Origin of the sequence: Niabella sp. (assembly GCF_030150205.1) — a bacterium.
Classification (GTDB): domain Bacteria; phylum Bacteroidota; class Bacteroidia; order Chitinophagales; family Chitinophagaceae; genus Niabella.
On sequence record NZ_JASLGT010000015.1, the window covers coordinates 136,279 to 146,704 of the forward strand.

9 protein-coding genes are annotated in these 10,426 nt (G+C 46.7%); 6 read left to right on the plus strand and 3 right to left on the minus strand.

Annotated elements, in window-relative coordinates; all coding sequences use genetic code 11:
- On the plus strand, nucleotides 1-1,926 hold the full coding sequence (locus Q1V85_RS13110) for a hypothetical protein (protein WP_300600625.1): 1,926 nt from the start codon (nucleotides 1-3) through the stop codon (nucleotides 1,924-1,926).
- A gap of 243 nt (nucleotides 1,927-2,169) precedes the next feature.
- Entirely contained in the window at nucleotides 2,170-3,519 is a 1,350-nt protein-coding gene (locus tag Q1V85_RS13115; protein ID WP_300600627.1) for a DegT/DnrJ/EryC1/StrS family aminotransferase, read from the plus strand.
- A 98-nt stretch (nucleotides 3,520-3,617) separates the two neighbouring features.
- Here Q1V85_RS13115 and Q1V85_RS13120 read toward each other — a convergent pair whose 3' ends face one another.
- On the minus strand, nucleotides 3,618-4,319 hold the full coding sequence (locus tag Q1V85_RS13120; RefSeq protein WP_300600629.1) for an SGNH/GDSL hydrolase family protein: 702 nt from the start codon (nucleotides 4,317-4,319) through the stop codon (nucleotides 3,618-3,620).
- 303 nt (nucleotides 4,320-4,622) lie between these two features.
- Between Q1V85_RS13120 and Q1V85_RS13125 the strand changes: the two genes are divergently transcribed.
- Together Q1V85_RS13125 and Q1V85_RS13130 are read left to right on the plus strand one after the other, a co-directional pair.
- Nucleotides 4,623-5,930 carry a hypothetical protein gene (locus tag Q1V85_RS13125; RefSeq protein ID WP_300600631.1) on the plus strand — a complete coding sequence of 436 codons (1,308 nt, stop codon included), beginning with the start codon at nucleotides 4,623-4,625 and terminating at the stop codon, nucleotides 5,928-5,930.
- Between the two features lie 117 nt (nucleotides 5,931-6,047).
- Nucleotides 6,048-7,136 carry an alpha/beta fold hydrolase gene (locus tag Q1V85_RS13130; protein ID WP_300600633.1) on the plus strand — a complete coding sequence of 363 codons (1,089 nt, stop codon included), beginning with the start codon at nucleotides 6,048-6,050 and terminating at the stop codon, nucleotides 7,134-7,136.
- A gap of 121 nt (nucleotides 7,137-7,257) precedes the next feature.
- Here Q1V85_RS13130 and Q1V85_RS13135 read toward each other — a convergent pair whose 3' ends face one another.
- On the minus strand, nucleotides 7,258-7,707 hold the full coding sequence (locus tag Q1V85_RS13135) for an SRPBCC domain-containing protein (protein WP_300600634.1): 450 nt from the start codon (nucleotides 7,705-7,707) through the stop codon (nucleotides 7,258-7,260).
- A gap of 21 nt (nucleotides 7,708-7,728) precedes the next feature.
- Nucleotides 7,729-8,049 carry a metalloregulator ArsR/SmtB family transcription factor gene (locus tag Q1V85_RS13140; protein WP_300600636.1) on the minus strand — a complete coding sequence of 107 codons (321 nt, stop codon included), beginning with the start codon at nucleotides 8,047-8,049 and terminating at the stop codon, nucleotides 7,729-7,731.
- 163 nt (nucleotides 8,050-8,212) lie between these two features.
- Between Q1V85_RS13140 and Q1V85_RS13145 the strand changes: the two genes are divergently transcribed.
- Together Q1V85_RS13145 and Q1V85_RS13150 are read left to right on the plus strand one after the other, a co-directional pair.
- Nucleotides 8,213-8,950: a class I SAM-dependent methyltransferase gene (locus tag Q1V85_RS13145; protein WP_300600638.1), complete on the plus strand. Its 738-nt coding sequence runs from the start codon at nucleotides 8,213-8,215 to the stop codon at nucleotides 8,948-8,950.
- 102 nt (nucleotides 8,951-9,052) lie between these two features.
- Nucleotides 9,053-10,180: a glycoside hydrolase family 130 protein gene (locus Q1V85_RS13150; protein WP_300600640.1), complete on the plus strand. Its 1,128-nt coding sequence runs from the start codon at nucleotides 9,053-9,055 to the stop codon at nucleotides 10,178-10,180.
- The last annotated feature ends 246 nt before the right edge of the window (nucleotides 10,181-10,426 follow it).

A 10,426-nucleotide genomic window follows, 5' to 3' on the forward strand; every position in this document is an offset into this window, starting at 1 on the left:
ATGATGAAACGATTTTTTCTGGTTGCCGCAGTTACATGCACCGCTCTTTTTTCGGTAGCACAGCCGCTGCAAAAAGATAAGGAACCGGCAGCCGACGGCTCCCGGTTTACCGACCATGGTCCGGCATCTCCTTACAGTACCACCCGGGGAACGGTGGCTGCGGTAGACGGAGATGGAAGAAATGTGGTACTGTCCTGGCTTTTTGATGTAAGAGGAGGATATGCTTTATTAATGGTGGATGCGGTAACAGGTAAGAGCGAGGTGTTCCCGATGCCCTTTAATCCCGGAGGGGATTGTCCCTATGCTTCGATCTTTTCTTCCCAGGGAAAATTGTATACCCTTTTTAACGGAAACTTTGTTGAATTTGATCCCCGGAAGAAAGCATTTACATTTCATCATAAAACGGCACCGCAGATGGCAATGGGCATGGCAGAGGACGATAAGGGGAGGGTCTGGGCAGTTACTTATCCCAATAGTGGTGTTGTATGTTTTGATCCGGCAACCGGAGCTTTTACGGACTATGGCTATCTTAACAAAGAGAACTGGGCCCAGTATCAGCGATATATGGCGGCAGATGACCAGGGGTGGATTTATTTTGGTTTAGGTAATACCAATAGTCAGTTGATTGCGTTTAACCCGGAATCCCGGCAGGTGAACAAACTCTTACAACCTGCTGAAAGGAAAAGAGGCACGGCTTACCTGTACCGCAACAAAAACGGAAGGGTATATGGACAGGCACTTGCTGATAAGGACGGCACCTGGTATGAATTGTACAATGGTACCGTAAAGGCGATCGGTGCCGGCCATAAACCCGATGAAAAGCCCGTTATTACCGGTTCACAGGCGTTACGGCATATGATATTTCCTGATGGAAGCAAGATCACCCAGTTTGACCTGATTGATAAGGTATTGATCGCGGAAGATGCCCATGGCGGAAAAAAGAACACGGTGCACTTTGACTATCCTTCGGAAGGTTCCTGGGTAATGGGGGTTGGCACATCGCCGGATCAGCGGTCGGTTGTAGGAGGCGGCTCTTTTCCCATGCGCCAGTTCAATTATACCATTGCCGAAGATAAATGGAGCACAAGGGCCGCATTAGGACAGTACAATGCATTAACCACGAGTGGCCAGTATGTTTTTTTTGGATCCTATCCCAGTGGAGATCTTGTGATGTGGGACACCAAAAAGCCTTTTCAGGCCGGAAGTACAGATGCAAAGAATAATAATCCCCGTGTATTGTATAAGTGCAGCCCTGTCATCCATCGTCCCCATCGCGTATTGGTGCATCCGGATGGTAAAACCGTTATTTTAGGGGGAACGCCTCAATATGGATATACCGGAGGGGGACTGTTGTTTTACGATATTACTACAAACAGGGAAGTGCTGCTGACCGATGAGGATATTGAAAAAGATCAATCAACCATGAGCCTCACAAATATAGCCGGGGGAAAAGTGCTGGGAGGAACTACGGTAGCTCCGGGAACCGGCGGTGAACAAAAGGCAAGCCTGGCGCTTTTGTATGTGATCGATCCCGTTTCAAAAAAGGTTGAGTGGAAAGAACCCGTCATTCCGGGCGCAAGGTCTTATACCGATCTTACAACCCGCAGGGATGGAAAGGTTTATGGAATGGCTGACAGGAAAATATTTTTCCTGTTTGATCCGGCAACAAAGAAAGTGATTTATCAAAAAGACGTTTCCAAAGAATACGGGTCTGCCGTTGGCGAACAATCCCCCCGGGTTTTTATAAACGGAAATAAGGATGATCTTTATATTCTTTTTGAAAATGCGATCACAAAAGTGGATCACAAAACCGCAGCGCTCCGGTTAATATCAAAAACGCCGCAGGCCGTCAGGGCGGGTGGATGCTTTCTTAAAGACAACATCTATTTTATTTGTGGCTCACATTTATTTAGCTACCGGTTATAATTAAAACGTCTGTCTAATGACTTTGTATAACATTTTGTTTCAGTAATGCAGTATAAGGAGAAATATAGCATAGCTGTTAAGGTGCATAAATAGAGCAAATGGTAATTCGCTCGTCTGAAGCCAATAAAAAACGGGCACAGCCACAGGAGGTGTATATATTTGCGTGCTGAACAGTGGGGCTGGCTGGAGATGATGACGGACATTGATTTAATCTTTCAATCGAATCTAAAAAAAATATCTATCATGAGCAGTGCTTTCAATCGTAGAAAATTTATAAGCAATGTAGCCATTGTTGGTACCGGTTTGGCCATAGGAGCCCCGCATATCGTATCAGCCGGCAACACCAATACCAAACCGGCAATCCTGGGTGGCCCCAGCGCCCATACAGGTCCATACCCCTCCTGGCCGGTGGAAGGGGCTATCGAAGAAAAAGGGTTAACAGAAATCTTACAGAGTAAGAAATGGGGCCGGCTGGACGGTACCAGAACGGCAACCTTTGAAACGGAGTACAGCAAATTGTTTGGAGTAAAACATAGTCTGGGCGTTTCCAGCGGCACCAGTGCGCTCACCACTATTTTGGGTGCCCTGGATATAGGGCCTGGTGATGAGGTGGCCATACCGGTGTATACTTTTGTAGCTACCTATAATGTTGTGGTATTAAATTATGCGTTGCCCATACTTGTAGATACCGATATCGAAAGCTTCCAGATGGACGCGGCCAAAACAAAAGCCGCAATTACGGCGCAAACCAGGGTCATCATGCCGGTGCATATTGGCGGATCTCCGGTAGATATCGATGCATTTGTGGCAATGGGTAAACAACATAATATTCCCGTAATAGAAGACGCCTGTCAGGCACACCTGGCGGAGTGGAAGGGAATTAAAGTCGGCAACCACGGGCTGGCTGGTGCATTTAGTTTCCAGTCATCCAAAAACCTGAATTGTGCCGAGGGCGGCGCGGTTATAACGAATAACGACGATTTTATTAAGAATTGCTATACCTTCCATAACCAGGGACAGGGTGGGCGATCCACCTCTTTTTCTACCGGTGTTGGCAGCCGTGGCACAAACCTGCGGTTAACAGAGTTTCAGAGCAGTTTGCTGCTGTCGCAGATGACACGGGTAACGGAACAAAGTAACCGTCGCTGGGAAAATGCACAATATCTTTCCCGGTTGCTGAAAGATATACCGGGAATCACACCGGCGAAATTGTATCCGGGAACCACAAAGAGCGCCTATCATTTGTACATGTTCCGGTATAATAAAAATCATTTTGCAGGATTAAGCCGTGAGAAATTCCTGCAGGCATTGGCAGCGGAAGGTGTACCGAACTCAGCAGGGTATGGACAGATGAATAAAAGCGCCTATGTGACAGCGTTGGCTACCAATAAACATTATTTGAAGATCTATGGTGAAAAGACCATGCAACAGTGGCTGGAACGGAACCAATGTCCTCAAAATGATACATTAACTTCCGAACAATCGGTATGGTTGTTTCAGAATATGTTGCTGGGAACAAAAACCGAAATGGAGCAGATTGCTGAAGCGATGCGCAAAATTCAGAAGTATGCGGCGGAGATCGCAAAGAAATAGAGGAGAGGCGCATTGCTGCACCTTAGGTGAAGACTAAATGGATGTAGCGATAATAGCAGCATCACAGCCGTATGAAACAGATGGTTGCGCTTTCTTTGTTAACGTTGCTGTCCGCCGATGATTTGGGATAAGGCCGTTGCGATAAGCTGATGACCGGTGTCATTAGGATGAATGCTGTCGGTGAACAGCACATCAATGGGCTGGTGGAGGGCATCGGCATAATTATAAAAGAGCAGCCAGGAATCTATCAGCGGCAAGTGTTTTCTTTTAGCGATTTTCCGGATGGCATTTGCATACGCCTTTACGCGTTCATAACGGAACTGTTCAAACCGGCTGCCCAGTGGATTGGGCGTTAGTAGTATAACCTGCCCGCCCTGACGCTCGATCTGGCGTATAAAGTAGCGGATGTTTTTTTGAAATTGTTTTAGCGGAATACGTGAAGATGTGCCCTGTCCTTTATCCTGGTAAGCATCATTAAGCCCAAAGTTGATGGTTACCCAATTGGGATGATATTTTAGAACCGCCGTGTCAAAACGGTCCATGGCATGAATCACTTTTGCGAAACTGTTATCCCTGATCGATCCGCTATGACTGCTGGGTACGCCGGAATTAATAACCGTATTGGTGATACCCATGCTGTCCAGCTTTTCATGGAGGCGCTGCGCATATACTTTTTGCACACCCTTTCTTGGCGCAGTGGTAGAGTTTCCAAACGTAACAATGGTTACCGGTTGCCGGCCCTGTGCATTGCCTGTTGCTGTTGAAAATGCCAGGAGGAAAAACAGGAATATTTTCTTCATATGGAATGTTTTCGTGTACGTGAACGAAAATATGTTGAAAAAGGCAGATTTGGTAATTAGACGCCCGGTTTTTTGATAATAAAATATATACGGATGCGCCGCGAACAGCGCATGGCTACGCATATACCCAGTGGTTTTATAGAGTGCTTAGATTGCCTGCTGAAGGACCAGCGGGGACGGTTTCCGGAACCGTAATTTCTGGCGCATTATCTGTACATTAGCGGAATTGAGCAAATGAAATGCATCACCTTATCCATACCAGGTGGAATAGTTGAAGTTGGTTGTTATTGATTAAAATAATATATGATAAAATCCGAAAGAACCCAGGAACTTTTGTTTGATAAGAAAACGATTATTGCCGAAGTGTTTGACTCCGGTTTTGATGAAGCACATGATACCTATAATGCAGTTACGATTGCCGGTGGCGGGAAAGTATATTATGTACTTTCATCTGAACGGTACAATGTGGCCGGACGCTTCTTTGTTTTTGACCCGGTTACAAAAAATATAACATTGATAGGCGATCTTACGGAACTGTGCGGCGAGGCACATACGCCATCCATCGTTCAGGGAAAAAGCCATGTTGCGTTTTATGAGTATGAAGGCCGGTTGTTTTTTGCTACGCACGTGGGCTATTACGAATTAATTGATGGCATGGACCGGTTGCCGCGTAATCCGCCACCGGGATGCGGATTATACCCGGGCGGCCATATCCTGTCCTATGATCCGGAAACCCGCCACACCAGCTCGCTGGCGTTGATCCCCGATGGGGAAGGCGTGGTATCCATGGTAATGGACACGGCCCGCGGACATATCTTTTGCTTGAGCTGGCCTACGGGTTATTTTATTTTTTATGATGTGAATACCGGGGCATTAAAAAACAAAGGGCGATTGAGCGGAGATGGCGAAAGTGGTGTTCCGGGAGCCGGTTTCCGATCCTTATGCCGGTCATTGGTGGTAGACCCCAAAAGTGGCAACGTGTATCTATCCACGGCAGAGGGAACGGTACTGTGTTATGACCCTTCAGCAGATGTATTATCTGCTTTGGAGCATGTTGATCTGAAACGGGATTATTTTGGGGCCTATGATTTTACCCGGCCTGGTAGTATGGCCTATAACTGGAGAAAAGTTTTCTGGCATCCGGAATCCGACCGGGTGTATGGTGTTCATGGCAACTCGGGTTATCTGTTTGTTTTTGATCCCGTAAATAAAGCGTTGGAGCTGGGGCCAAGACTGACTTCCCTGCCCTCCAAACGCAGCGGCATGTTTGATCAGTTTAGCTATGGCTATTTAGGCTTTGACCTGGGCCCGGATAATGAAACGATTTATTATCTTACAGGTGGGCCCATTTATGAAGGAGGACAGCGGTTAAAGGGGGCAGACACAATTGCCAAGGGAGCGGCGCGTGGACCAGAAAACCTGCACCTGGTTACCTATCATATTCCGACGGGATATTACCAGGACCATGGCCCCATATTTTATGCGGATGGTGTAAGGCCGGCCTATGTTAATGCAATTGCCATAGGTGCAGACGGATATATCTACACCATTGCCCGGGTACCAAGGAATGGCAAAATGGTATCGGATCTGATCCGCTTTAAAAAGCCCTGATGTCTGCGTTCGTAAAACGGATTACGGTGCATAGCAGGGGCTTTTACGCTTGGCAGAGAATAAAGGATGCTATTTCGGATAATTTCATTTGGCAGAAACAATTTAAAACAGAAGAAGATGCACGCTACTATTTATCGCAGGCTTATTGCCGGGATTTGTATCCTGGTATTTGCAGGCGCCTGTGTGGCTGGTAAAAAGGCCGGCAGTCGTGAGGACCTGCTGATATACCAGGGAACGCCTGTAACTGCGGTTAGTCAGTGGAATAAAAAGCGGAAAGCCATTCTGGAGCATATGCAGGAGGCGATGGGCCCGGTACCTCGTTTAAAAGGATATCCGCCATTTAATGCCCGTATTTCAGATAGCGTTGTTGAGGCCGGTTACGTAAGATATACGATCACATTTACAGTAGAAAAGGGCGAGGAGCTTCCTGCCTTGTTATATATACCTGCACATGCCAATGGAGAACGGATCCCGGGCGTAATTGCACTACACGGAACCGATCGATTGGGAAAACTATCGGTGGCAGGGCAGAGTACGCTGGCCAACAGGGATTATGCAAAAAAACTGGCGGAGCGGGGCTATGTGGTACTGGCACCGGACTATCCGGATTTTGGCGGCCTGGAGAACTACGATTTTGATGGCGATCGCTATCAGTCGGGTACGATGAAGGGTATCTTTGATCACATTCGTTGCGTGGATTATCTGCAGTCGCTCTCTTTTGTGGATCCGGATAAAATTGCGGTGATCGGGCATTCGCTGGGTGGGCATAATGCCATTTTCCTGGGGGCTTTTGATCAAAGGGTAAAAGTAGTGATCGCCAGCAGCGGGTGGACCTTATTTCCTTATTATGATCTGGGACCGGCAATGGAAAAACAATACGGCGGAAAGCTGGGGCCATGGGCACAAAAACGGTACATGCCCTTGTTAAAGGAAAAATACCAGTTAAAGCCCGAACGGATCCCGTTTGATTTTGATGAAATCATCGCAGCCATTGCACCGCGGGTCTTCTTCACCAATTCCCCGTTGCGGGATGCAAATTTTAGCATCGAAGGGGTAAGAGCAGGATTGAAAAATATTCGTAAGGTATATGAGCTGTATCATGCTCCGGATGCCCTCTTTGCCTTTTTCCCGGATGCGGGACACGACTTTCCGGCAGATATTACCAGGGCGGCATTTCATGTGCTGGACAGTGTTTTTAAGCGATGAGGTTTTTTTAGTTAACCAGGAGAAAGGAACTATACCGTCCAATGGTAATGCCTTTTTAAATGCGGTATTCCCCCCAAAAAAAAAGAGACCATCCTGCGACGGTCTCTTTTAGCGAAGGGAATCAGGCGGTTTTTTTAAGATAAGCGCCGATGCTTTCTTCAATCAGTGCCGTCCAGCCCTTGTTGAAGCTGCCGGCTACGAAGTCGGGACCGTTTTGAGCAAATGTCTCCAGTCCCTCATGTGTAAGCCGGAGCCGGGTCTTCGTACCTTCAGGCGTCAGTTCAAAAGTTACAAGCGATGTTCCGGGATACGTTTTATAAGCCCATGTATATTGCAGCTTTTTTCCGGGAATTACCTGGGTAACCCGGCAAAGATGTATATATTCATCACCCTTGGTACCCTTTCCTGAAAAACTAAATTCAAACCCGACCTCCGGCTTGAAGTCGGTAAGCGTAAAATACCATTCTTTCATCTGGTCCTTGTCCGTAAGCGCGCGCCATACGCGATCGCTGGAAGCGTCCAGTACAACTTCTTTTGTGACGGTTGCTTTGTTGGATTGAGCTGATTCCATAGTTTATCTGTTTTAGGTGAGTTATTTACGTTTCTTTTTTTCTTTGATCAAGAAGTTATTCAACGCCTGCAGCTTGTTATCCCAGAATGCGCTGTACTGGGCAACCCAGTCCTGTACTTCTTTCAATTTATTAAGATTGGCCCGGCAATAACGCTCACGACCCTGCTGCTGAATCACAAGCAGCCCGCATTCCGTAAGTATTTTAATGTGTTTGGATATCGCCGGCCGGCTGATGTCGAAGTTCGCAGCAACAGCATTCAGGTTCAATTGCTGATGTGCCAGCAATTGAATGATCTCCCTCCGGGTGGAATCGGCAATAGCCTGAAAAACATCTCTCCTCATATTGTGTAACCTTTCGGTTACAAATATATGTAACTGTTCGGTTACGTAAAAATTTTTTTTTCTGTTGAGGATGATCGGGTAACAAAAAATGCAGTTATACCCGGATGCTTTATTTTTGTGCGATACTTTTTAAGCCCTGTTCCGGATGTAAAACCATTTGAGCATGAAGCAGAATATTTACGATGATGCAACTTTTTTTGAGGGATATTATGCGCTCCGCAAAACGGAGGCGGGACTGAACAAGGTGTTGGAGGTACCGGCTTTTAGAAGTATGCTGTCTAAGCTGAACGGTAAAGTAGTGCTGGATCTTGGATGCGGCTTTGGTGATAACTGCATGTATGCTGTGAAACAGGGGGCAAAAAAAGTAATAGGTATGGATATTTCCGGATCGATGTTAACGGTAGCCCGGGAACGGTACGTGCATCCGGATATTACCTTTATCCGGTGCCCGATGGAGGATTGGCAACCGGTTGCCGGAGGTTTCGATTGGGTGATCAGTTCCCTGGCCATTCATTATGTACAGGATTATGCTGGCCTGGTACAGAAAATAAACCGCAGCCTGGTATCGGGCGGCCGGTTGCTTTTTTCTGTAGAGCATCCGGTATGCACGGCCAGGGAAGCGCAGCAGTGGGTGCTGGATGCAAAAGGGCAGGAGCTGTACTGGCCGGTAGATCATTATCAGCAGGAGGGGGCCAGGAATACTACCTGGTTTGTAAAGAATGTGCTAAAGTATCACCGCACCATGGAAACCTATATCAATGTACTCATTGATAACGGGTTTAAAATTACCCGGCTCCTGGAGCCGGAACCGCTTCCTGCTTTTGTAAAAGAAAAGCCTGCATTGGCGCTGCACTCCAGGCGGCCGCCCTTTTTACTACTGGCAGCACAAAAAATCAGTTAAAACGATGGTGATATAACGCCGGTGGCTGGTAGCGGATAAACTTTAGACGGTGTATCGTATTTTTGAGCGGATTTGTTTTGAAATAAACGTATGATGTCAGATATGAAACAACCGTGTTTTGCTTTTTTATTGTTCCTGTTCTGTTACGTAAGCAGCTTTGCACAAAAGCAACCGCAGCTTCCTTCCTGGGCACTGGGACCATTTCTTCGTCCTCAGCCCGCTCAGCCAGTCATTACCCCCGACCGGCAACGACTATTTGCCGATCCGATGTCCGGAAGGAATGTTCCCTGGATGCAAAACGCCGCTTTTAACCCGGCGGCCATTGTAAAAGATGGAAAAATAAGGGTGTTGTTCCGGGCAGAAGATTATTCCGGTATTGATAAAATTGGCGCACATACTTCAAGGATCGGCTTAGCCGAAACTACGGATGGCATAACTATGAAAATCCGAAGCACCCCGGTGCTCTATCCGGGCAAGGATGATCAACAGGAGTACGATTGGCCCGGAGGCTGCGAGGATCCGCGCGTAGCTGTAACAAAAGAGGGTCTCTATGTAATGTTTTATACTTCCTGGAACCACAAAAAGCCCCGTCTTAGTGTGGCTACTTCAAAAGACCTGGTGCATTGGGTAAAGCATGGTCCGGCTTTTAAAACCGCCTGGGATGGCCGGTTTAAAGATATGGCCAGTAAGTCGGCATCTATCGTTACCCAGCTGGTGAATAATAAACTGGTCATTACTAAAATAAACGGAAAGTACCTGATGTACTGGGGCGAGTATTTTGTAAATCCGGCAGTTTCTGAAGACCTGGTTAACTGGACGCCTTTACTGGATGATAAAAATGAGTTGCTGAAATTGATTACGCCCAGGAGGGGGTATTTCGACAGCGATCTTACCGAATGCGGTCCGCCGGCGTTGCTCACGAAAGACGGTATTGTGCTGTTATATAATGGTAAAAATGCCGCAGGAGCCAAAGGTGATACCAGCTATCCGGCCAACAGTTATTGTGCCGGCCAGGTATTGTTTGATAAAAAAGAACCATCCAAAGTGATAGACCGGCTGGATCAGCCATTTCTGTACCCCACTGAAGCTTTTGAGCGTTCGGGGCAATATAAAGCCGGCACTGTATTCCTGGAAGGGCTGGTGTTTTATAAAGCAAAATGGTTTTTATATTATGGCTGTGCCGATTCCCGGGTAGGGGTTGCTGTTTTCGATCCGGAGAATGGTAAGTGAGTGGGAGATGAAAACTTAATTCGGAAAATATAATTTTAGTTTGTTTTTCTATCCGGGGCAGATCGAATCGACGCTCCGAAAATAGACATACGTTCTGCAATTTTCTTATAATATCCCGCTATCAAAAATACTAAAATAATAATTTCTTATCTTTGCGTTCAAACTTATATACATGCGAACGCTAAAGTTGATAAATCACCTGAGCGATGCAGCCATAAAAGAGCAGCTTTCAATCATGGCAGGAAA

Coding starts and splice junctions, on each gene's coding strand:
- Q1V85_RS13110 (WP_300600625.1), top strand. CDS start 1: ATGATGAAACGATTTTTTCTGGTTGCCGCAGTTACATGCACCGCTCTT.
- Q1V85_RS13115 (WP_300600627.1), top strand. CDS start 2,170: ATGAGCAGTGCTTTCAATCGTAGAAAATTTATAAGCAATGTAGCCATT.
- Q1V85_RS13120 (WP_300600629.1), bottom strand. CDS start 4,319: ATGAAGAAAATATTCCTGTTTTTCCTCCTGGCATTTTCAACAGCAACA.
- Q1V85_RS13125 (WP_300600631.1), top strand. CDS start 4,623: ATGATAAAATCCGAAAGAACCCAGGAACTTTTGTTTGATAAGAAAACG.
- Q1V85_RS13130 (WP_300600633.1), top strand. CDS start 6,048: ATGCACGCTACTATTTATCGCAGGCTTATTGCCGGGATTTGTATCCTG.
- Q1V85_RS13135 (WP_300600634.1), bottom strand. CDS start 7,707: ATGGAATCAGCTCAATCCAACAAAGCAACCGTCACAAAAGAAGTTGTA.
- Q1V85_RS13140 (WP_300600636.1), bottom strand. CDS start 8,049: ATGAGGAGAGATGTTTTTCAGGCTATTGCCGATTCCACCCGGAGGGAG.
- Q1V85_RS13145 (WP_300600638.1), top strand. CDS start 8,213: ATGAAGCAGAATATTTACGATGATGCAACTTTTTTTGAGGGATATTAT.
- Q1V85_RS13150 (WP_300600640.1), top strand. CDS start 9,053: ATGAAACAACCGTGTTTTGCTTTTTTATTGTTCCTGTTCTGTTACGTA.